General features: G+C 39.5%; 20 protein-coding genes. 13 read left to right on the forward strand and 7 right to left on the reverse strand.

Annotated elements, in window-relative coordinates; all coding sequences use genetic code 11:
- Positions 1–4 precede the first annotated feature (4 nt).
- Together minD and minE are read left to right on the forward strand one after the other, a co-directional pair.
- Positions 5–814 carry a septum site-determining protein MinD gene (minD, locus tag I6F49_RS11770; RefSeq protein WP_165727982.1) on the forward strand — a complete coding sequence of 270 codons (810 nt, stop codon included), beginning with the start codon at positions 5–7 and terminating at the stop codon, positions 812–814.
- Position 815: 1 nt separating this feature from the next.
- Positions 816–1,079 carry a cell division topological specificity factor MinE gene (gene minE, locus I6F49_RS11775; protein ID WP_007377619.1) on the forward strand — a complete coding sequence of 88 codons (264 nt, stop codon included), beginning with the start codon at positions 816–818 and terminating at the stop codon, positions 1,077–1,079.
- 148 nt (positions 1,080–1,227) lie between these two features.
- Here the strand turns inward: minE and rnd are convergent, their stop codons facing one another.
- The 3 genes from rnd to I6F49_RS11790 form a co-directional block, all read right to left on the reverse strand.
- Positions 1,228–2,358, reverse strand: a complete 1,131-nt coding sequence (gene rnd / locus I6F49_RS11780) for a ribonuclease D (protein ID WP_165727983.1) — start codon at positions 2,356–2,358, stop codon at positions 1,228–1,230.
- Between the two features lie 51 nt (positions 2,359–2,409).
- Positions 2,410–4,062, reverse strand: coding sequence for a long-chain-fatty-acid--CoA ligase FadD (gene fadD, locus I6F49_RS11785; RefSeq protein ID WP_165727984.1), 1,653 nt, complete (start codon positions 4,060–4,062; stop codon positions 2,410–2,412).
- Positions 4,063–4,177: 115 nt separating this feature from the next.
- A complete protein-coding gene (locus I6F49_RS11790) occupies positions 4,178–5,029 on the reverse strand; it encodes an alpha/beta hydrolase (RefSeq protein ID WP_165727985.1) in 852 nt (283 codons plus the stop codon).
- Positions 5,030–5,444: 415 nt separating this feature from the next.
- Between I6F49_RS11790 and I6F49_RS11795 the strand changes: the two genes are divergently transcribed.
- On the forward strand, positions 5,445–6,734 hold the full coding sequence (locus I6F49_RS11795) for an alkaline phosphatase (protein ID WP_166420523.1): 1,290 nt from the start codon (positions 5,445–5,447) through the stop codon (positions 6,732–6,734).
- A gap of 95 nt (positions 6,735–6,829) precedes the next feature.
- Here the strand turns inward: I6F49_RS11795 and I6F49_RS11800 are convergent, their stop codons facing one another.
- From I6F49_RS11800 to I6F49_RS11810, 3 genes are all read right to left on the reverse strand, one after another.
- Positions 6,830–7,159: a hypothetical protein gene (locus I6F49_RS11800; protein WP_138490076.1), complete on the reverse strand. Its 330-nt coding sequence runs from the start codon at positions 7,157–7,159 to the stop codon at positions 6,830–6,832.
- Positions 7,160–7,242: 83 nt separating this feature from the next.
- Positions 7,243–7,944: a tRNA (adenosine(37)-N6)-threonylcarbamoyltransferase complex dimerization subunit type 1 TsaB gene (tsaB, locus tag I6F49_RS11805; protein ID WP_166420524.1), complete on the reverse strand. Its 702-nt coding sequence runs from the start codon at positions 7,942–7,944 to the stop codon at positions 7,243–7,245.
- 9 nt (positions 7,945–7,953) lie between these two features.
- Positions 7,954–9,870, reverse strand: coding sequence for an ATP-dependent DNA helicase (locus I6F49_RS11810; protein WP_197180626.1), 1,917 nt, complete (start codon positions 9,868–9,870; stop codon positions 7,954–7,956).
- A 344-nt stretch (positions 9,871–10,214) separates the two neighbouring features.
- On the opposite strand from I6F49_RS11810, the gene I6F49_RS11815 reads away from it, so the two are divergent.
- Complete coding sequence (locus tag I6F49_RS11815) at positions 10,215–11,498, forward strand: cation:proton antiporter (protein ID WP_197180629.1); 1,284 nt, start codon at positions 10,215–10,217, stop codon at positions 11,496–11,498.
- A gap of 283 nt (positions 11,499–11,781) precedes the next feature.
- Positions 11,782–13,638 carry a cytochrome c/FTR1 family iron permease gene (locus I6F49_RS11820; RefSeq protein ID WP_197180676.1) on the forward strand — a complete coding sequence of 619 codons (1,857 nt, stop codon included), beginning with the start codon at positions 11,782–11,784 and terminating at the stop codon, positions 13,636–13,638.
- 112 nt (positions 13,639–13,750) lie between these two features.
- Here the strand turns inward: I6F49_RS11820 and I6F49_RS11825 are convergent, their stop codons facing one another.
- Positions 13,751–13,987 carry a hypothetical protein gene (locus I6F49_RS11825; protein ID WP_024604831.1) on the reverse strand — a complete coding sequence of 79 codons (237 nt, stop codon included), beginning with the start codon at positions 13,985–13,987 and terminating at the stop codon, positions 13,751–13,753.
- A gap of 420 nt (positions 13,988–14,407) precedes the next feature.
- On the opposite strand from I6F49_RS11825, the gene hisG reads away from it, so the two are divergent.
- From hisG to hisIE, 8 genes are read left to right on the forward strand one after another with little or no spacing between them, the layout of a single operon-like run.
- Positions 14,408–15,307, forward strand: a complete 900-nt coding sequence (gene hisG, locus I6F49_RS11830; RefSeq protein WP_007580644.1) for an ATP phosphoribosyltransferase — start codon at positions 14,408–14,410, stop codon at positions 15,305–15,307.
- Positions 15,308–15,312: 5 nt separating this feature from the next.
- Entirely contained in the window at positions 15,313–16,614 is a 1,302-nt protein-coding gene (gene hisD / locus I6F49_RS11835) for a histidinol dehydrogenase (protein WP_007580646.1), read from the forward strand.
- Positions 16,604–17,713, forward strand: a complete 1,110-nt coding sequence (gene hisC / locus I6F49_RS11840; RefSeq protein ID WP_197118967.1) for a histidinol-phosphate transaminase — start codon at positions 16,604–16,606, stop codon at positions 17,711–17,713. The genes hisD and hisC overlap by 11 nt, the downstream gene beginning before the upstream one ends.
- Positions 17,710–18,771, forward strand: coding sequence for a bifunctional histidinol-phosphatase/imidazoleglycerol-phosphate dehydratase HisB (gene hisB, locus I6F49_RS11845; protein WP_033038394.1), 1,062 nt, complete (start codon positions 17,710–17,712; stop codon positions 18,769–18,771). The genes hisC and hisB overlap by 4 nt, the downstream gene beginning before the upstream one ends.
- Positions 18,768–19,358: an imidazole glycerol phosphate synthase subunit HisH gene (hisH, locus tag I6F49_RS11850; RefSeq protein ID WP_197159882.1), complete on the forward strand. Its 591-nt coding sequence runs from the start codon at positions 18,768–18,770 to the stop codon at positions 19,356–19,358. Before hisB ends, hisH begins: the two co-directional genes overlap by 4 nt.
- A gap of 33 nt (positions 19,359–19,391) precedes the next feature.
- Positions 19,392–20,126 carry a 1-(5-phosphoribosyl)-5-[(5-phosphoribosylamino)methylideneamino] imidazole-4-carboxamide isomerase gene (locus tag I6F49_RS11855; protein ID WP_002960267.1) on the forward strand — a complete coding sequence of 245 codons (735 nt, stop codon included), beginning with the start codon at positions 19,392–19,394 and terminating at the stop codon, positions 20,124–20,126.
- Positions 20,108–20,887: an imidazole glycerol phosphate synthase subunit HisF gene (hisF, locus tag I6F49_RS11860; RefSeq protein WP_169043991.1), complete on the forward strand. Its 780-nt coding sequence runs from the start codon at positions 20,108–20,110 to the stop codon at positions 20,885–20,887. Before I6F49_RS11855 ends, hisF begins: the two co-directional genes overlap by 19 nt.
- Positions 20,878–21,492, forward strand: a complete 615-nt coding sequence (gene hisIE, locus I6F49_RS11865) for a bifunctional phosphoribosyl-AMP cyclohydrolase/phosphoribosyl-ATP diphosphatase HisIE (protein ID WP_197180631.1) — start codon at positions 20,878–20,880, stop codon at positions 21,490–21,492. The genes hisF and hisIE overlap by 10 nt, the downstream gene beginning before the upstream one ends.
- Positions 21,493–21,588 lie beyond the last annotated feature (96 nt).

A 21,588-nucleotide genomic window follows, 5' to 3' on the forward strand; every position in this document is an offset into this window, starting at 1 on the left:
TCTCATGGCAAAAGTAATTGTCGTTACCTCTGGTAAAGGCGGTGTTGGCAAAACAACATCAAGTGCTGCAATTGGCACAGGCTTAGCGTTAAAAGGCTATAAAACAGTTATTATCGACTTTGATATTGGTTTACGTAACTTAGATTTAATTATGGGTTGTGAACGCCGTGTTGTTTATGACTTTGTAAACGTAATAAATGGTGAGGCAAAACTTAACCAGGCGCTAATTAAAGATAAACGTGTAGATAAATTATTTTTACTACCCGCTTCACAAACTCGTGATAAAGATGCATTAACCCGTGAAGGTGTTGAGCGCGTACTAAACGAATTAAAAGAAGACTTTGATTACATAGTATGTGATTCACCAGCAGGTATTGAAGCTGGCGCTATGATGGCAATGTACTTTGCTGACGAAGCAATTGTGACAACAAACCCAGAAGTGTCGTCAGTTCGAGATTCTGATCGTATTTTAGGTATTCTACACAGCAAATCAAAACGAGCTGAAGAAGGCCTAGAAAACATTAAAGAACACTTACTATTAACACGCTATAATCCTAGTCGTGTTGAAAAAGGTGAAATGCTATCGGTAGAAGACGTACAAGATATTCTATCAATTCCACTGCTAGGTGTGATCCCTGAATCGCAAGCGGTGTTAAGTGCTTCAAACTCAGGCCAACCTGTTATATTAGATACAGAATCTGATGCAGGCCAAGCTTACTCTGACGCAATTAATCGCCTACTAGGTGAAACTGTCGATTTTCGCTTCTTAGACGTTGAGAAAAAAGGCTTATTTAAACGGATTTTTGGAGGTTAACGTGTCTTTACTTGACTACTTCCGCTCAGAAAAGAAAAACAGTGCGTCATTAGCAAAAGAGCGATTGCAGATCATTGTCGCGCACGAGCGTTCTCAACGAGGAACGCCGGATTACTTACCACAATTAAAACAAGATATTTTAGATGTGATCCGTAAATACGTGAACGTAAGTAGCGATGCAGTTCAGGTTCAGTTCGATCAGAACGAAGACGATTTAGCCGTACTTGAGCTAAACGTTACACTACCTGATGAAGAAAAGAAGTAATCGAAGAAAGGGCGCTTTATTAGCGCCCTCTTTATTTGTGTTTACTTTTTAATAATTACTATGAATATCTACGCTCAACTAAAACTTTTTAACCATGTAATATGAATCAAAAGACCCTTATCACACAGTTAAAGGTATATATTTAGCGTTAAGTATCCCACTCTTTTAAAGCATCTTTAACGTAGGTATATCGCCAAGAGCTCAGTAAGTCAGGCTTTATATGACTCTGTTTTTGATCAGGCGTTAACTTCCAATTCCAACTAATCAATTGATTGATTTGCTTTTTAGAGGCCATAACGTCTTCTGGTATATTGTGCTCTTTAGCTACTTTAGTGATTTTTTGTTTTATATCTTTCGCTACTTTTTTATAGGTAGGAAAATCAATTAAGCGCTTAAGCACATCTGGATGCTCAGCATCTGGGACTTCTTTAGCAACTTCAATACACTTTATTATATCTACACCAGAGCGATTAACTTCAATAGCCTCAACACCTGGAATTTGCCTAAGAGCGTTTAAACTTGAAGGGCCGCGCTTAGCAATTTCAGTCATGTTATGTTCTTTTAACACGAAATTAAGTGCCAAATTTTTCTTAATGGCTTTGTTTCTTCGCCATACAGCAAGCTCTTTTAACACCGCTAATTCGTGCGGTTTAAGTTGCCATGCATTTTTAATATCTTTATATAAAAGCTCGTCTGGGGTCTGAAATGCACGTTTTTTAGCAATCAGCTCACTCTCGTTTATTACAATATCAAAAAAGCCAGCGGCATTAATGCGATCGATAATCAGCTCAAAACATGGTAATAAATGAAATGTATCAGCGGCAGCGTAATCTAGTTGTTTTTTAGTTAACGGGCGTTGTAGCCAATTAGTACGTGACTCACTTTTATCTATTTCAATACCTTGCAGCTCTTTTACCATAAGGGCAAAACCCATACAGTTGCCTTCACCAAGTAATTGTAATGCAAATTGTGTATCAAATAACGGGGCTGGAACAAAGCCTGCGTACTTTTGAAAAACTTCAATATCTTCTGAAGGAGAATGCAGTACTTTTAAAACTGCGGGATCTTTTAGTATTTCCCAAAAATCAAATAGTGAAAGCTCAGCTAATGGATCTATAAGTGCTAAGTGTTCACCATCAAAAACTTGGATAAGTGCAACTTCAGGATACAAAGTACGACGACGCATAAACTCAGTATCGATAGCTAAAATAGGTTTGTTTTTTATTTGTTCAACAAAAGTGTTCAGTTGATTTTGGGTTTCGATCAATTGGTATTGCACTTAATCTCCTACAATAAAAAAGCCGACATATGTCGGCTTTTTTATAGGTTGCTAATCTTTCAAGGCTCTTCGGAGTATCTTACCTACGTTAGTTTTAGGTAACTCATCCCTAAACTCTACCAGTTTGGGGACCTTGTAATTAGTTAAATTTTCACGACAGTGACTTATTATATCTTTTTCAGTTAAAGAAGGGTCTTTTTTCACAACAAAAACTTTAACTTGTTCACCACTTACATCATGAGGAATACCAATAGCGGCTACTTCTAGTACACCTTCGTGCATAGCCACTACTTCTTCAATCTCATTAGGAAAAACATTAAAGCCAGATACAATGATCATGTCTTTTTTACGATCTACAATAAAGAAGAAACCTTCATCATCATAAGTCGCAATATCACCTGTAGCAAACCAGCCGTCTTTTAAACATTCAGCGGTTGCATCTGGTCGTTTGTAATAACCAACCATTACTTGCGGGCCTTTAACCCAAAGCTCACCTGGCTCGCCTTTTGCGGCTTCTTCACCATTATCAAGCATTAACTTAATATCGGTATTAGGCGCAGGTAAACCAATAGAGCCATTGTATGCTTTTAAATCAAAAGGACTAATAGTAACTAAAGGAGCACATTCAGTAAGTCCGTAGCCTTCCATTAGTTTTGAACCAGTCACTTTTTGCCATTTTTCGGCAACAGGACGTTGAACCGCCATACCACCGCCTAACGACATTTTTAAGTGGCTAAAATCTAGATCAGCAAAACCTGGAGTATTTAATAAACCATTAAATAGTGTGTTTACGCCAGTAATAGCGGTGAAGTTATGTTGGCCAAGCTCTTTAACAAACCCAGGCATATCACGTGGATTAGTAATAAGTACGTTTAAGCCACCGTATTTCATAAACGTTAAGCAATTAGCTGTTAAAGCAAAGATATGATAAAGCGGTAAAGCAGTAATAACGACTTCTGTACCACGATTTAACACTTTATCTAAACAACCTGAAACTTGCTCAAGGTTACCGACCATATTACCGTGGCTAAGCATTGCACCTTTAGATACACCTGTTGTGCCACCGGTGTACTGTAAAAAAGCAAGATCAGACAAGCTCATTTCAGGACGCGTGTATTTAGCTTCATCCGCAGCTAAAACGTCTGAAAAGTTAATTGTGTTCGGTAAGTTGAATTTTGGCACCATTTTTTTAATGTGCTTCACAACAAAGTTAACTATATGCTTTTTAAGCCCGCCAACCATATCGCCTACTTGCGTTACTACAATGTGTTTAACATCGGTATGAGCAAGTGACTTTTCGAGCGTGTCAGCAAAGTTTGCTAGAATGAAAATAGCGGTAGTGTCGGAATCTTTTAACTGATGCTCTAATTCGCGCACAGTATAAAGTGGGTTAACATTTACAACCACACAACCTGCACGCAAAACACCTAAAATTGTGACTGGTGTTTGCAGTAAGTTAGGCATCATTACGGCAACTTTGTCACCTTTTTTAAGACCCAAATCATTTTGAATATAGGACGCAACTTTTTTGGTTGCGGTGTCAATTTCGTCATACGATAACGTTTTACCCATATTAGTAAATGCAGGTAGATCTTTGTAATCAGAAAAACTTTTTTCGAACACTTCGAGTAACGAGTTGTAATGCTCAGGATCGATTGTTTCAGGCATACCCTCTGGGTAGCGCTTAAGCCAGATTTTTTCCACTCTTAGCCCCTGTTTATAATTATATTTTTATTAACCTTAATCTAAGTAAGGCGCTTTAACAATTGAGCAAATACTCTAATGCAGGAATAATCCCACATTTCACGTAAACTTACAATTAACATGCACCATTTTGCAGCATAAAGTCTTGAATATGCTCAAAACATAACTCACTACTTTGCATATGGCAATGATGCCCACCCTCTACTTCAATTACCTTCAAGTTATTGTAATAACTAATATACTTTGCCAAATTTTGTTTTACAAACGAATAACCTTCGTTACCTAAAATTAATTGACATGGTGCAGCTAAATCTTTTATTGCACCAATACATTGCGCTTCATCAAACCTAAAACCTGAGTGATTTTTAAGCTTTGGATCTGTTGTTAACGTAAAACCATCTGAAGTCTGTTTTATATTTCGCTGCATTAAGAGCGTAATAAGCTCACTATTTAAATCGGTTGTTTGAGCACGTGCTTCATAAATAAGTTCTTTCGATTTATAAGTTCTCGACTTTTTATTTTTTAAACGCGCTCTATTTAATACCGCACTTTTTAGCTGTTCGCATACACCTTCACTTGGCGTTGTAACACAACCAATACCCTCTATAAAGGTAACAGACTTAACATAATCGCCAAAACAACTAGCCAAAAGTCCTGCAACCATAGCCCCCATTGAATGACCCACTAAATGTACTTTTTTAACACCAAGCGCATTTATAAGTTGGTACACATCATCAATATAATCAATAAAATAATAGTGTGCGTCATCACTTCGCCAACTCGATAAACCGTGCCCAACAAAGTCAATGCAGTACCAAGTGTGCTTTGGGTTAACGTTGTTTAACATTGGCATAAAGCTATGGCAGTTGTCTAACCACCCATGTAGCGCTATTACTATTTCGTTCCCTGAACCTACTTTTAAGCCATGAATATTTAAATTATTGGTTTCAATATTAAACGGCTGCATGGTAAGTCCTTTATTAATTTAGAGCATCATTATTTATAGCATACAAGTTGTCAGACCACTAACTTAGGAAATGGTGCGAAATTCACGATTTAATTATCGTCTTGGTATCAAATATAGCACTGAGAAGAAAAACAAACTCAATATTTTCAATGGTTTAGAAATAGTTTGATAAGCAAAGGTTTTTTAACATATTAATATTGAGTACCTTTTAAACAAATAAAAGGTGAGAGCACCATATATAGATAGCTTATAACTAGTATAATTTAAATAAATAGAACTAACAGCGTTAACTACAATTCTATGTATATAAAATCAAAGTATAAATTATAAATATCTCAGATATTCATTTATTTATCATCCTATCTGTATACAATATCAGCGGCTATTAAATAAGGTACACTCATAAGGTACAACCATGAAAAAACAGATCAGCTTATTGGCACTTTTATGCACCGCTTCTGGTGCTTACGCAGAATCAGCACCTAAAAATGTAATTTATATGATTGGTGACGGTATGGGTCCGGCTTACACCACGGCTTATCGCTATTTTAAAGATGACCCTGCAACAAAAGAAGTCGAAGGCACGGTTTTTGACACTATTTTAAAAGGCATGGCGCATACCTACCCTGACGACCATACTTATGTAACTGACAGTGCAGCAGGTGCTACAGCGCTTAGTAGCGGTCATAAAAGTTATAATGGCGCGGTTGCTGTAGATACAGATAAAAAGCCAGTTAAAACCATGCTCGAAATAGCAAAAGAGCGCGGTATGACAACAGCGCTTGTTGTAACGTCACAAATAAACCATGCAACACCAGCGAGTTTTACAGCTCACAATGAATCTCGTTACAACTACGATGATATTGCCAACGATTATATTGATAATAAGATTGCTGGTAAATTACCCGTTGATTTAATGCTTGGTGGCGGTACTAAATATTTTATTCGAGATGACCGTAATTTAGTTGAAGAATTTAAAGCAGCAGGTTACCAATATGGCGACGATATTAATAATCTGGGCCAAATTACACAAATACCTGCCATAGGTTTGTATGCAAGCAAAGGCCTGCCATTTGCACTTGATATAAACCCAACTCGCCTGACTCAGTTAACATCTAAAGCACTTGGTTTACTAGATAACCAAAACGAAGAAGGCTTTTTTGTAATGATTGAGGGCAGCCAAATTGATTGGTGTGGTCACTCTAACGATATAGCCTGTGCGATGGCTGAAATGGACGACTTTGCTAAATCAATCGAAAAAGCAAAAGCATACGTTGATAAAAACAAAGACACGATACTTGTTGTTACAGCCGATCACTCAACGGGCGGCCTAACTATTGGTTCGCACGGCCAATTTAAATGGGAAACAGACGTAATTAAAGGTGTTAAGGCAACGGCTAGTAAGTTAACAGACAAACTTATGGAGTCTAAAGACTTAAAACCAGTATGGACTGCTAACACCAATATTGAATTTACAACTGAAAACCAAATCAAACTTGAGCAAGCTAAAAAAATGGGCGAAAAAGCGCTTAATTTAGCTGTTAAAAGTATTATTAGTGATGCGAGCTTTACTGGCTGGACAACCGGCGGACACACCGCTGTAGACGTTCAAGTATTTGCTTATGGCAAAGGCAGTGATCAATTTATTGGTTCACAAAATAATACTGATATTGCAGATAAGCTAATCGGCTTTATTGAACAGTAATCTTTGCTTCGTTTTGAACACAAAAAGCCCGAACGCATGTCCGGGCTTTTTATTAAATTTTATAGCTGTATTTATCTAAAACGTTTGAATGAGCTTTAAGCGTATATATCAACGCCTATTAAATTTTGTACTTCTGCCCTGCGTTCTAAATTAGCAAATTCAGTATAAGTAGAAATCGCTTTGCTTACTTGAGCAGTCGGTTGGTCGTAAATTGTTTGGCTGTATTCATTGCTTTTAGCACTGCTTTTAAACAGTTGATTAGCCAGTTCGACGCCCTCAACACTGCTTTTTACATAATCGGTATTCGTTTTTTGAGCAGCCGGCTGGTCTAATAAACTCTGTGGTTTATTAGTAACAACTTTGGTAGAGCTAACCCTACCCGGAATATCTCCGGTAAAAAAACCTGAACCAATAGGCAGCGTCATTACGCGTCTCCAACCTTAATAATGCATAAAATTATGATTTAAAAACAACCAATTTGCAAATAATACTTGAATTCAAGATATAATTACTCACGACCTGGTAGCTTTTTCCACGTTACCGTATCGCGCACATATTTAGGTTGAGCGTCACTCGCTTTTACAACATCACCCGCTAAAAACGCGGCTTCAACATGCGCTAACATATAACGCGCATCAGGCAATGTAATATCAGTATTAATTGTCACGTTTTCAAAGTCATTAAGCGCATCAGGATAGGTTTTAAAGCCCGTACCCACCGCTACAGATGGCTCAGTAGTCGCTATATAATCATTGTTTAGTAAATCAGGTTTTATAACGCATTCTTGGTTAACTAAAAGCATTAGATTATTTTGAGCTTGGTAATGTGCAAAGTATATCTCACCCATACGCGCATCTATACTTGGGTAAACACTCAGGCTGCCGTTTTGTTCAAACGCTTGTTGCGCCATAATAGCCAAAGTAGATACACCTACAAGCGGCAAGTTAGTTGAATACGCTAAACCTTGCGCTATCGCTACACTAATACGTACACCAGTAAAACTGCCAGGGCCTTGCCCAAAACCAATGACATCTAAGTCTTTTAATTTACAGTTTGCTTTAGTTAATAGCTCATCCACAAGTGGAAGTATTTTTTGGCTATGTTGCTGCGGACATTCTTCAAAATGATGAAATGTTTGGCCCTGAAAATGTAAAACAATTGAAAGTGCTTCTGTTGAAGCATCAAGGGCAAGAATATTACTTTTGATCATTTTATTACTCTAATTAATTTGTTTTAAAAATGTATTGGCATCTTCTAAGCTTCGCGTGCGGCGCATCGGCGGTAAGCTTTTTAAAAATACTTGGCCATATTGGCGTGTAACTAAGCGATTATCGCATATTACAAGTACGCCTTTGTCTTTACTATCTCGAATTAAACGCCCTACACCTTGTTTTAGCGCAATAACAGCCTGCGGTAATTGTATGTGTGAAAAAGGGTCTTTACCCTGCATTTGGCAATCTTGCATTTTAGCTTGTAGTAATGGATCGTCAGGAGCTGCAAATGGCAATTTGTCTATAATAACACAGCTTAACGTACTGCCGCGTACATCAACGCCTTCCCAAAAAGAAGCCGTACCGAGTAATACCGCATTTCCATGGCGCGTAAATTTCTCTAAAATAATACGCTTAGACATTTGCCCCTGCATATAAACTGGGTAGTCTATTTGTGTGGTGAGCCCTTCGGCAACTAAGTGCATCATTCGATAGCTCGTAAATAGGACAAAACAACGCCCTTGCGCTGACTTTATAAGCTCAAGTGTGAGTTTTACAATCGCATGCGGCATATTATCAGCGTGCGATTCGGGTAAGTAACGCGGCAAACACAGCAGCGCCTGATTAGGGTAATCAAACGGGCTATCTACCATCATACTTTGCTTTGGTTTTAAACCGAGGCTTGCATTAAAGTGCTCTAGTTTGTTGTCGACCGAAAGTGTTGCTGATGTAAATACAAAGCCTGCGCCCGTGTCTTGCATCATTTGAGCAAACTTAGCTGAAACATTTAATGGCGTTATATTTATTGTTAAATAACGGCGCGTTGTTTCATACCAGTAACTAAAACCGGTTTGAGCAGTATCAAAAACGCGTTCTAACTGCCCTTTAAATGCAAGAGCACGCTCAAACGGGTGCTCTATTTTATCGCTTCTATCTAGGCAAAGTTTAAGAACTTGATAAACAAAATCTAAATCACTAATGACGCGATGAAGTGCCGCACATATTTGTTTATCGCTTAGCTTTTCTCGCCAATCCCCCCTACTGCCATCAACACCAAACTGTAATCGTAAATCAGCAACGCTTGTTTCAAGCTTATTTAAGCTTTTACCTAGCTGCAGCATATCGGGAATTTCGGCTCGATAAATAGCACGTAAATCATTAATTAAATCCACCAGCTTTTTAGTGCTAATACTCTCACCAAAATAATCACTGGCAATTTCACTTAACTGGTGGGCTTCATCAAATATATACGCATCGGCTTTTGGCATAAGCTCAGCAAAGCCACTTTCTTTTACGGCCATGTCGGCAAAAAACAAATGGTGGTTAATAACAACCACATCAGCATCTGCTGCTGTTAAACGTGCTTTGCGTATATAGCAGCTTTGAAAATCTGGGCATTCTTTGCCTAAGCAGTTATCGGCTGTTGAATTTACATAAGGCAGCACTTTGGCATCATCTTCTATACCAATACAATCGGCTAAATCGCCCGACTGCGTTTCACTGGCAAACTTAGCCACCATGGCTAGTTGGTGCATTACATCAGAGTCGTCAGTAGGTACATGCGCAACATGCTGGTTTAGTCGATACGTACATAAGTAATTAGCACGCCCTTTTAATAAGGCTGTTTTTTTAGAAGCACTAAGCGCTTTAACTAGTTGCGGTAAATCGCGGTGGTATAACTGTTCTTGTAAGGCTTTAGAGCCAGTCGATATTATCGTTCGGCCTTTTGATTTGAGTGCAGGCGCTAAATAGGCAAATGTTTTACCAGTACCCGTGCCTGCTTCAACAACTAATTGCGAACTGTTTTTTAATGCATCAGCAACGGCTACAGCCATATCAATTTGTGGTTGACGAGGCGTATATCCATCTAACGATAACGCCAAAGGTCCGGTTGCACTAAACAGCTGTTTGATAATACCAATCACTTTAAAATAAATAATAGCGGGATTTTACGTAAGCAAAGCATTTAGGGCAAGTAATTACAAAACGCACTTTTATTTTATGGGTTAACGCGCGTTTTATTATCCGAGCTTAGGGAGTGATTCATTATTCGATTTTACAATACACTCTGTATTTATAACGTACATTTAATTTATTGATGACAATATTTACAAAGTCTAATTTGTTATTAACTCTTACTAAAAATAATCCTTATTAAAAGCGATATAAAGGTATAAATACTGTGACTCTCAAATATTACAGGAGTACCATACGCGGGTTTATAATCCTCCTTTTTGTGTGTCGTTTAAAAAATAGTTAAGGTTAATCAATGAATGCTTGGTACCTCATTTGTTTTCTCTCTGCAATTGCAATATTTATAGCCTTTGCAAACCAGTACATCCTCAAAATGCAAACTACTATTGCCATTACAACGGGCTCTGTGGTTATTTCTTTATTGCTGATCATTGCAGTTAAATTATTAGGCGATCAAAATGCATTAGCAATGACCCAAATTGTTTCCAGTATTAACTTTAACGAGTTACTACTCAAAGGTATGTTGGGGTTTTTACTTTATGCGGGTGCGCTTGAAATAAACCTACTAGCCCTGCGTAAGCAGCGATGGGAAATTACTGCTCTGGTATTATTTTCAACCATTGCTTCCACATTTATAGTGGGCTATTTAAGCTTTTATTTATTCCCCGTTTTTGGTTTTGATGTTCCTTTTATTTACTGTTTATTGTTTGGTGCGCTTATTAGCCCAACCGACCCTATCGCTGTACTTGCTATTATTAAACAAATGAGAGCACCAGAAGGTATTTCAGTTCAAGTAGAAGGTGAGTCGCTATTTAACGATGGTATCGGTTTAGTTATATTTACCACTATATTCTCAGTTGCTTTTTATGGTACCGATGCACAATTTGGCGACATAGCAGAGCTATTCTTTGTTGATGCCATAGGGGGTATTGCGTTTGGTTTAGTCATTGCATTAGTTGGCCACTTTTTAATTATTAATAGCCGCGATGTAAATATTCGCTTATTAATTACCTTAACGATTCCTACAGCAGGTTTTGCTGCTGCAAATATTTGGGAAATATCTGGCGCACTTGCTATGGTAACGAGCGGCATATTAATGGGTAATATCACCCGCACTAAAGCAACTGAGCGCACAGGCCCTGAAGATACACGCTACGTAAAAGACTTTTGGCATGCAACCGACAGCTTTTTAAATGCCCTACTGTTTTTAATAATAGGTATGTTGATAGTTACTATGCCAATCACTATTGGCGAAATAGGTTTAGGCTTATTAATGGTACCTGCGGTATTACTTGCACGCTTTATAAGTGTAGGCGCACCATTTGTAATTTTTAAACGCTTTAGGACTTACGATAAACACAGTGTTAAAATTTTGACCTGGGGTGGACTACGTGGTGGCCTTGCTCTGGCAATGGCGGCAGCTATACCACGCGAGCAAGTTTTTGTAGGCGACTCTGACTTACATAACTTAATTGTTATTGTTACTTACGTTGTGGTTATATTTTCTATTATTGTACAAGGCTTAACTATTTCGCCGCTTATTCAAAGCAGCATTAAGTCAGCTGAGCAAGCCAAGTAATAAATACTTTGTCCGCAACACATTCAGTAACCAAGTTATTATAAAAATCACTTGGTTACTGTTACTCTCGTGTTACAAAAACACTTTAAAGTTATATAAATTGTTATCCTTTTTATTTATCTGCTTTGTTTAAATTAATCTGCTTGAAATGCAAATGAAAACAATTATAATTTTGGCTTTTCCTCTGCAGGGCTTTTCAATGTCCATAAATAATTCTCACATGTTTATTAACTTTGTGTCTGTAAGCAAGCGTCAGCTTAATTTCATTTTTGCACTTTTGATCATGATGACGGCAAGCTTTAGCGTTTCTGCCTCACCCGATCAACAAATAAAAATAAAGCAAATTGCACAGCTTGCAGAGTACGTAGGTGTTGATTACGTAGCAGCTGTTGGGAATGGTGAAATACTCGACCCCGACGAATATCAAGAAATGACTGAATTTGCGCACGTTATTATTGAGCAAGCTGGACAGCTATCAAGCCAAACAAATGAGTTCGACACAGTAAAGGTACAAGCTAAAGCCTTGCATTCAGCGATTGCCAATAAAGCAAGCGTTGCCGATGTACGCGCAGCAAGCTCTGCGCTTCGTGAGTCACTTCTTGTCTTTATGCCGCAGCTATCGTTACCTACGTCACTACTACCTGTTGAGCAAACCAAAGCGCTTTTTGCTGCTAACTGTTCAATGTGTCACGGCCCAAGTGGTCAAGGCGACGGCCCGCTTGCAAAAAACTTATCACCAGAGCCTACCAACTTTACCGATGAAGAACGCGCAACTAACCGCTCATTAATGGGTTTGTTTGACGCTGTAAGTAACGGTATTAACGACACGCCAATGGTTGCGTTTACTCAATTTAACGAACAACAACGTTGGTCTTTAGCTTTTTATGTAGGTAGCTTGGCATTTAAAGACGTTAAAAAACCGCAAAATGTAGATCAAAATGTTACCGCTTCGCAAATTGTAAACCTAAACCCTGCACAATTATCGGCAGGTCAAAGTGAAGCGCAAGCACACTACGTTAAATGGTTACGTGGTAATCCAGAGCAATTATTTACCGGTAAAAAAAATCCGATAACGGTTACTCGAACGCAGTTACTTGCAGCGCAAGCCGCGCATGCTAAAGGTAATTACTCTCAAGCGAGTGACTTAGCAATTAGCGCATACTTAGATGGCTTTGAACTTGTTGAAAATAACTTAAATGCTTACGACGAAGCTTTGCGTAAAAACATCGAAGTACAACTGATGAACCTGCGTCAAACCTTCAAAAACGAGAAAGATACTGCCATCGTTGGCGAAAAAGTAAGTGCGGCGCTAGCTCAACTCGCGAAAGCAGATAGCATGCTAAACGAAACCAAACTAACTGATGGTGCACTCCTCTCAGCAAGTTTAGTTATATTGCTACGCGAAGGCTTAGAAGCACTCCTCGTTATTATTGCCCTTATGACCGTACTTATTAAAACTAAACGTCAAGATGCGCTTAAATATGTACATGTTGGCTGGATAACCGCACTTATTGCAGGTGGCTTAACATGGGCTGCTGCGCAAACATTAATAGAAATAAGTGGTGCAAGTCGCGAAGTTATGGAAGGTGCAGGTGCATTATTTGCCGCTGTTATTTTACTGTATGTTGGCGTATGGATGCACAGTAAAACCAGTGCGCAACAATGGCAAAAATACATAAAAGACAATATAGATAAGCGTCTTGAGTCGGGTACATTATGGGGGTTAGCAGGGCTTTCTTTTATTGCCGTATACCGTGAAGTATTCGAAACCGTACTATTTTACCAGTCATTATTAACACAAAGCTCGCCGGCTCAATATTCATCTATTGCATCGGGTTTTGCCATCGGTGTAGCAATACTGGCTATTATTACGTGGGTATTAATTAAATACTCAATTAAATTACCGGTTGCTAAGTTTTTTGCAATTACCACTTACCTATTATTTGCACTCTCATTTGTGCTTATGGGCAAAGCCGTTATTGCACTACAAGAGGCCGATATAATAGGTATTGCGTCACTACCAATGAGCTTTGATATTGCATGGCTTGGTATAAAATCGACATGGCAAGGTATTGCGGCTCAAGTTTGTGTATTCGCTATATTTAGCTTTTATATATTCAAAAGTAAAAGCCAAGAGTAATGCCAATCTGCTTAAGTATTTAAGCTAATTGGCATAAGCAAAATACATAGTAAAAAGGCCCGCAAGGGCCTTTTTAAGTTGATTGCTTATGTATTTAGTAAAGTTGGTATTATCAAGCCCATGTATCTAAATGGGGGTTTTCGTCATCATCTAAGTTAGACTTTTTTTTATTATTTTGATCATCAAGCATATTGAGCTTTTTCTTTTTTTGTAACTCACGCCTTTTTTTATTCTCTAGTTCAACTTTTTCAGCCGCAGCGCCACTTTGCACACCCGCAATATGAAAAGCACTTTTTGATTCAACTTCTAGCCTAGTTATTCTTCCTAAATAAGGAATCATAATATCCATACGTACTTCCTTATTTTAACTGTTTGATTGTCAAAATGCTTAATTTGAATAATAAACAAACAATTATTCGCTAAAATTGCGCTTATTATCTTAATATTATCGACAGTTATAACATATGCTTTAATTAAGCTAAAAAAAACTTGCCATAATATAGCTGTTTATGTTTTTATGAATGCGAAATTTATTTAAACAGATAACAACTGCACGTTAACAAAACAACGGGCAGTTACATAGGATAAAAAATGCGCTTAAACCTGACAACAGTACATCATCACCACCATTCACCGGAATAACCTGTCAGGTCTTTCGCTGAGAGGTTATTCCTAAAAGGAACCTCTGGCGATTCAAATAACATTGATTCATTTTCGCCCTGAGGTTCCCCTCGGGGTTTTTAGTTTTTAAATTAAAGGAAAATGAATAATGAACAACAGTAATCGTCTACGTATCGCCATCCAAAAAGGTGGCCGCCTATCTAAAGATTGTCAAGATCTGCTAAAACAGTTAGGTGTTAAACTTAACCTTCGTGAACAACGCTTAATTGCACATTCAACTAATATGCCAATTGACGTACTACGTGTGCGCGATGACGATATTCCGGGTTTAGTAATGGACGGTGTATGTGACTTAGGCATAGTTGGCGAAAACGTACTAGTAGAAGTTCAAGCAGAACGTGAACGACAAGGTGTTCCAAGTGAAGTAACCAAACTTTCAAAACTAGACTTTGGTTACTGTCGTCTTGCACTTGCATGGCCACAAGAGCTTGGCGCTCGCGATAAGAGCTGGTTTGAAGGCAAACGTATTGCGACTACCTACCCAGAAATTTTAACTCAGTGGTTAAAGCGCGAAGGCATTAACGCAAGTACAGTAATGCTTACGGGTTCTGTTGAAGTAGCACCGCGTGCGGGTTTATCTGATGCAATTTGTGATTTAGTATCTACTGGCGCAACACTTGAAGCTAACGGCTTAATTCAAGGCGAAACAATTTTAGAATCAAACGCGTGTTTAATTCAAAATAAAGATCTTCAAGATGCAGACAAACTAGCACTAATCAATAAGCTTATGCCGCGCCTACGTGGTGTTAGACAAGCTAAAGAAAGCAAATACATCATGCTACACGCACCAAAAAACAAACTTGATGAAATTTGTGAAATTTTACCTGGTTCTGGTCAACCTACTCTACTTGCCCTTGCTGGTAACGATGAATACGTAGCACTTCACATGGTAAGCAGCGAAACATTATTTTGGGAAACAATGGAGCAATTAAAAGCCCTAGGCGCTAACTCTATTTTAGTTATGCCAATTGAAAAAATGATGGAGTAAGTGCCATGCTTCGTTGGAATGAGGAATCTTCACAAGTACAAGCAGCGGCGCTAATGCGCCCTGCAGTTTCTGCCAGCGCCAAGGTTGAAGCTATATGCAAAACTATTTTAGCTAACGTAAAAGAGCAAGGCGATGAAGCCTTACTTAGCATGGCTAAAGAGTTTGATAATAGATCTAACCCTCGCTTATGTGTTCCGCTTGATGAAATTAACGCATCAGAGCAAGCACTAAGTGCAGAGCTTAAATACGCAATTGATACCGCTTATGCAAACGTTAAACGTTTTCACGAAGCGCAATTGCCAAAAGATATTAAATTATCGACCCAACCAGGCGTTGTATGTGAACTGAAATATCAAGCCATCGAAGCAGTCGGTATTTATGTACCCGGTGGCAGTGCTCCACTGCCATCGTCAGTTATTATGCAAGGTGTATTAGCGCAGTTAAGCGGCGCAAAAACTGTTGTACTTGCTACACCGGTACAAGGTGATAAAGCGATTAACCCTGCTATTTTATATGCAGCTAAGTTATGTGGCATTACTACTTTAATAGAAAGTGGTGGCGCAGGCGCAATTGCAGCAATGGCTTATGGCACCGAATCGGTTCCTAAAGTGAACAAAATATTTGGCCCAGGTAATAGCTTTGTAACAATGGCTAAACAGCTCGTTGCGCAAACTATTCCAGGTATGGCAATTGATATGCCAGCAGGTCCGTCTGAAGTACTTGTTATTGCAGATGAACGTGCAAACCCAGAATTTATAGCCGCCGATTTACTCTCACAAGCAGAGCACGGTGCAGACTCGCAAGTTATTTTATTATGTAACAGCGAAAGTATAATAGAACAAACTCAGCAGGCACTTACACGCCAGTTGGCTAATTTGAGTCGCAAAGAAACAGCCGAGCAAGCGCTCGCTAATTCATCGCTTATTTTAGTTGATTCAATTGAGCAAGCATTTGATGTATCGGCGCAATACGGGCCAGAGCACTTAATTTTACAACTAGGCGATGCAACACCATACCTAGATAAGGTTAAAAATGCAGGCTCAGTATTTGTAGGTGACTACACGCCAGAATCTGCAGGCGATTACGCATCAGGTACTAACCACGTGTTACCAACATATGGTTACAGTGCAACATATTCTAGCTTAAACTTACTTGATTTTTTTCGTACATACACAGTGCAAACAATTACCAAAAGTGGTTTAACGCAGCTTTCGAAAGCTATTTTACCACTTGCAGATGCAGAAGGCCTTGATGCCCACGCTAATGCGGTTTCAATTCGTTTAGAGGCAATTAAAAATGAGCAATGAGAGCGCACAAGCGTCTAGCTTATTACCTAAAAATATTGCAGCCCTTGCTGCATACAGCTCTGCAAAAAGTGAAAAGCTAACCGGTACTACGTGGCTAAATGCTAACGAAAGCCCTTATGCTAAAAACCTTGAACTGAGTATTGAAGATTTAAATCGCTATCCTGATCCACAACCGCAACTGGTTATTGACCGTTACGCCGCTTATACAGAGCTTGAAAGCGGAAATGTATTAATGACGCGCGGCGCAGATGAAGGCATTGAGCTTTTAGTGCGCACATACTGTGAGCCAGCTAAAGATAGTATTGCGCTATTTTTACCAACCTACGGTATGTACAAAGTTACCGCCGATACACACAACGTTGGTATTAACGCGCTTACCCAAGAATTATTATTAAGTGGCAGTGCTGACGAAATAGTCGCAGCTGTTGGCAGCTCAAAACTAGTATTTATTTGTAACCCAAATAATCCAACGGGCAGCCTAACACCACTTGATAAAGTAAAAGCGATTGCTACAGCACTTGCGGGTAAAGCACTAGTAATTGTTGATGAAGCCTATATAGAGTTTTGCCCAGAGCAAAGCGCGACTAAGCTTATTAATGAGTTTAGTAATGTAGTGGTTCTGCGTACGTTATCTAAAGCCTTTGCGCTAGCAGGACTTAGAACCGGCTTTACCCTTGCACAAGCAAGTGTACTTACGCCAATTCGTAAAGTCATCGCGCCGTATCCGGTATCGGGCGTAGTAGCAAGTATTGCAGCGCAAGCAATTGCACCCGATGCAATTACATCAATGCGCCGCCAGGTCACTATTTTAAATAGCTTAAAAGCTAAATTAGTGGATTGGCTAAACGCCTCCCCTGCTGCATTAAAAATTCTCACTGGTGAAGGTAACTTTGTTACTTTAAAATTAGCCGATAAAAACTACTTTAAAATTGCACTTGAGCAAGGTTTGGTTATGCGCGCTTTTACGCTATACGGTGAAGACGACTGGCTACGAATTTCAATTGGCAGTGAACAAGAACTTGAACAAGTAAAAATTTGGTTAGATGGCCTACAAACGCCAGCTACCGCAGCATCTTTAGCAGGAAACGAAGTATCATGAGTAACCCCTATTTATTTATCGACCGCGACGGCACTATCATTGAAGAGCCAATTACCGACAAACAGGTAGATAGCCTTGAAAAGCTAGCATTTTTACCTGGCGTTATTCCTGCGTTATTACAATTACAAGCCGCAGGTTACCGTTTAGTGATGGTTTCAAACCAAGATGGTTTAGGCACAGACAGCTTCCCTACTGCTGACTTTGATATTGCACAAGACAAAATGATGGACATAATGCAAAGCCAAGGTATTAACTTTGACGAAGTATTAATTTGCCCTCACTTTAACGAGCAAAACTGCGATTGCCGTAAACCTAAAACAGGCTTACTTACCGAGCTTATGCGCTCAGGCAAAGTAGATTTAGCACGCTCTTTTGTTATTGGCGACCGCGAAACTGATATTGGCCTTGCTCAAAACTTATGTTGTGAAGGTATTTTATACGACGGCGATTGGAGTGCAATAGTAACTAAATTGACCACTGCAAACCGCGAAGGTCGTGTTACACGCAACACTAAAGAAACCCAAATTGATGTAGCCATAAACTTAGATCAAACTAAAAATGGCAGCATAGACACCGGACTTGGCTTTTTTGATCACATGCTTGATCAAATTCGCACGCACGCAAACATTGGTTTAAACATTAAAGCCAAAGGCGATTTACACATAGACGAGCACCACCTTGTTGAAGACATTGGTATTGCCTTAGGTGTCGCACTTAAACAAGCCCTCGGTACTAAATCGCAAATTGCGCGCTATGGTTTTGCTCTTCCTATGGATGAATGTAAAGCCGAAGCACAAATTGATTTATCGGGTCGTGCATCATTTGTATTAAACGCTAACTTTAGCCGCGAAAAAGCAGGCGACTTAGACGTGCAAATGGTTGAGCACTTTTTCAAAAGCTTAAGTGATAACGCCGCCATTAGCCTTATTTTATCGGTAAGCGACGGTAACTGTCATCACCAAGTAGAAGGCTTATTTAAAGCGTTTTCACGTGCACTTCGCATGGCAGTAGCACAAGACACAACCCAACAAACAGCCAGCTCTAAGGGATGTTTATGATTGCCATAATTAATACCGGTTGTGCCAATATAAATTCAGTACGTTTTGCATTTGAACGCTTAGGGCAAACACCAACAGTAATTACTTCACCAGAGCAATTAACGGGTTTTGAGCGCGCTATATTGCCAGGTGTAGGTCATGCGTCAGTTGCTATGAAACGCCTAGTAGATAACGGCTGGCAACAAGCTATAAATGAATACCAGCGCCCGCTTATGGGTATTTGTTTAGGTATGCAGTTACTGTGCGAAAGCACCGAAGAAGGTAACGTACAGTGCCTAGGTAAAATACCAGGGCAAGTAAAAGCGCTTGATGTAGGTAATTTGACGTCGCCGCATATGGGTTGGAATAACTTAAGCGTTAACAAAGAGCATGCGTTAACTAAAGGGCTAACGCTCGATGAGCAAGTGTATTTTGTTCACAGCTTTGCGCACACCGTAAACGACGCCACACTAGTTAGCGGCGAATACGGTCAAACCTTTTCAGCCATTGTTGCTAAAGACAATTACGCGGGCATGCAATTTCACCCAGAGCGCAGCGCAAAAGTTGGCGCACGTTTATTACAAAATTTTGTTGATTGGCAGTTATAAGCTGCCTATTAACTAACAAAAAAGAGATTATTTGTGATTATTCCAGCATTAGACGTATTACAAAATCAAATTGTGCGCTTGTACCAAGGTAAATACGATACAGCACAGTTTTACCCTTTCGAACTTGGCGCGCGCTTAAAAGAATACGCCGACAGCGGCGCAGGAAAACTGCACCTTGTTGATTTAGAAGGTGCACGCGATCCAAGTAAAAAACAGTGGAAACATATTCAAGCTGCAACCAAAGCGCTTAACGTACCGTACCAAGTGGGCGGCGGTATTCGCTCAGAGCAAGATGTAAGTGATTGGCTAAAAGCCGGCGCAAACCAAGTTGTTATTGGTTCAATGGCAGTAGAAAAACGCGAACAAGTAAAAGCCTGGATTGAACAATTTGGCGCAGAGCACTTTGTTATTGCCCTTGATGTAAATAAAACAGCCACTGGCTGGGCACCTGCTACGCACGGTTGGTTAAGTGAATCTGAATTTGGTTTACTTGAGCTGGTTGATTTTTATGTGAGCTTAGGCGTTATCGACTTCTTATGCACGGACATCAGTAAAGATGGCACCATGACGGGCCCATCGTTTGAGCTTTACGAAGACCTAACTCGCCACAACAGCACAATTAAAGTGCAAGCCTCAGGTGGCGTAAGCTCACTGGATGATATTAAAAAGCTTAAAGAGCTAGGTGTGGGCGGCGTTATATTAGGTAAGTCACTGCTTGATGGCGCATTTAGCGTTGAGGAGGCACTGGCATGTTATCAAAACGCATAATTCCATGTTTAGACGTTAAAGACGGCCAAGTAGTTAAAGGCGTTAAGTTTAAAGGTCATGAAGTTGTTGGAGATATTTTAACAATGGCTAAAGCCTACAGCGAAGCTGGCGCCGATGAACTGGTTTTTTACGAGATCAGTGCAAGCGTTGAAAAACGCCTTCTTGATGTAAATTGGGTAGAGAGTATTGCACGCAATATTGATATTCCATTTTGTGTAGCTGGCGGTATTAAATCTGTTGCTGATGCAGCGCGTGTACTTGAGCGCGGTGCAGACAAAATAAGCATTAACAGCCCTGCTATTGCGCGCCCTGAACTTATTAAAGAATTACACGATGAGTTTGGTAAGCAATGTGTAGTAGTCGGCATAGACAGCTTTTTTGACGAGACTACTGGCGAGTATTTAGTTTATCAATTAACTGGCGACCCTAATGCATCAAGCCGTACGCGTTATAAAACTCAAGAATGGGTTAAACGCGTACAGGACTTAGGTGCAGGCGAAATTGTATTAAACTGCATGAACCAAGATGGCGTTCGTAACGGTTACGACAACGAGCAACTCAGTAAAATTCGCGAGCTATGTCACATTCCTTTAATCGCCTCAGGCGGTGCGGGCTCTATGCAAGATTTTGTTGATGTATTTAAACAAAGCAAAGTAGATGGTGCATTAGCCGCCAGCGTTTTTCATAAAAATGTGATTAACATTGGCGAACTTAAACAATTTTTAACAGATAACCAAGTGGCAGCAAGATTATGCAAGTAACACAACAAAACCAAGATCAAGTCGATTTCGCTAAAAGTGAAATGATCCCTGCTATTATTCAAGATGCCCGCTCGGGTGTTATTTTAATGCAAGGCTTTATGAACAGCGAAGCATTAAAAGTGACGCTTGAGAGTAATAAAGTAACGTTTTACTCGCGTTCAAAATCGCGTTTGTGGACTAAAGGCGAGTCATCAGAAAACTACTTAAACGTAGTATCTGTGCATACAGATTGTGACTACGATTCAATTTTAGTACTTGCCAACCCAGAAGGCCCAACGTGCCACTTAGGCACACAAAGTTGTTTTGGTGATGATGCAAAACCAAGTTTAAGCTTTTTAGCACAATTAGAAGATGTGATTGTTGCGCGTAAAAACGACGACCCTGAAAAAAGCTACACAGCCTCATTATTTGCAAAAGACTTAAGCCGTAGTTGTCAAAAAGTAGGTGAAGAAGGCGTAGAAGTTGCCCTTGCCGCTATGAAACACGATAACGATGAGCTAACTAACGAGTCTGCTGATTTAATTTATCACCTTACCGTATTGCTACAACGCCAAGGCTTAGCCCTTGAAGATGTAGTTAAATGCTTGCAAGGTCGCCATAAATAGCACCTGTTACAGAAAATTACAAAAGGCTCATATTTTATGGGCCTTTTTGTTTTTCGCTTTTAATTGAGTAAATTATGTATGGTATAGTGCGAGGCT

The organism is Pseudoalteromonas sp. SWN166 (assembly GCF_015864485.1).
Lineage (GTDB): Bacteria > Pseudomonadota > Gammaproteobacteria > Enterobacterales > Alteromonadaceae > Pseudoalteromonas.

Excerpts from the sequence above, each read along its gene's own strand:
- hisIE (WP_197180631.1), top strand. The coding sequence starts at position 20,878 with ATGCAAGTAACACAACAAAACCAAGATCAAGTCGATTTCGCTAAAAGT.
- hisG (WP_007580644.1), top strand. The coding sequence starts at position 14,408 with ATGAACAACAGTAATCGTCTACGTATCGCCATCCAAAAAGGTGGCCGC.
- tsaB (WP_166420524.1), bottom strand. The coding sequence starts at position 7,944 with ATGATCAAAAGTAATATTCTTGCCCTTGATGCTTCAACAGAAGCACTT.
- hisH (WP_197159882.1), top strand. The coding sequence starts at position 18,768 with ATGATTGCCATAATTAATACCGGTTGTGCCAATATAAATTCAGTACGT.
- I6F49_RS11800 (WP_138490076.1), bottom strand. The coding sequence starts at position 7,159 with ATGACGCTGCCTATTGGTTCAGGTTTTTTTACCGGAGATATTCCGGGT.
- hisF (WP_169043991.1), top strand. The coding sequence starts at position 20,108 with ATGTTATCAAAACGCATAATTCCATGTTTAGACGTTAAAGACGGCCAA.
- I6F49_RS11790 (WP_165727985.1), bottom strand. The coding sequence starts at position 5,029 with ATGCAGCCGTTTAATATTGAAACCAATAATTTAAATATTCATGGCTTA.
- I6F49_RS11795 (WP_166420523.1), top strand. The coding sequence starts at position 5,445 with ATGAAAAAACAGATCAGCTTATTGGCACTTTTATGCACCGCTTCTGGT.
- hisB (WP_033038394.1), top strand. The coding sequence starts at position 17,710 with ATGAGTAACCCCTATTTATTTATCGACCGCGACGGCACTATCATTGAA.
- I6F49_RS11820 (WP_197180676.1), top strand. The coding sequence starts at position 11,782 with ATGATGACGGCAAGCTTTAGCGTTTCTGCCTCACCCGATCAACAAATA.
- minD (WP_165727982.1), top strand. The coding sequence starts at position 5 with ATGGCAAAAGTAATTGTCGTTACCTCTGGTAAAGGCGGTGTTGGCAAA.
- hisC (WP_197118967.1), top strand. The coding sequence starts at position 16,604 with ATGAGCAATGAGAGCGCACAAGCGTCTAGCTTATTACCTAAAAATATT.
- hisD (WP_007580646.1), top strand. The coding sequence starts at position 15,313 with ATGCTTCGTTGGAATGAGGAATCTTCACAAGTACAAGCAGCGGCGCTA.
- I6F49_RS11825 (WP_024604831.1), bottom strand. The coding sequence starts at position 13,987 with ATGGATATTATGATTCCTTATTTAGGAAGAATAACTAGGCTAGAAGTT.
- I6F49_RS11815 (WP_197180629.1), top strand. The coding sequence starts at position 10,215 with ATGAATGCTTGGTACCTCATTTGTTTTCTCTCTGCAATTGCAATATTT.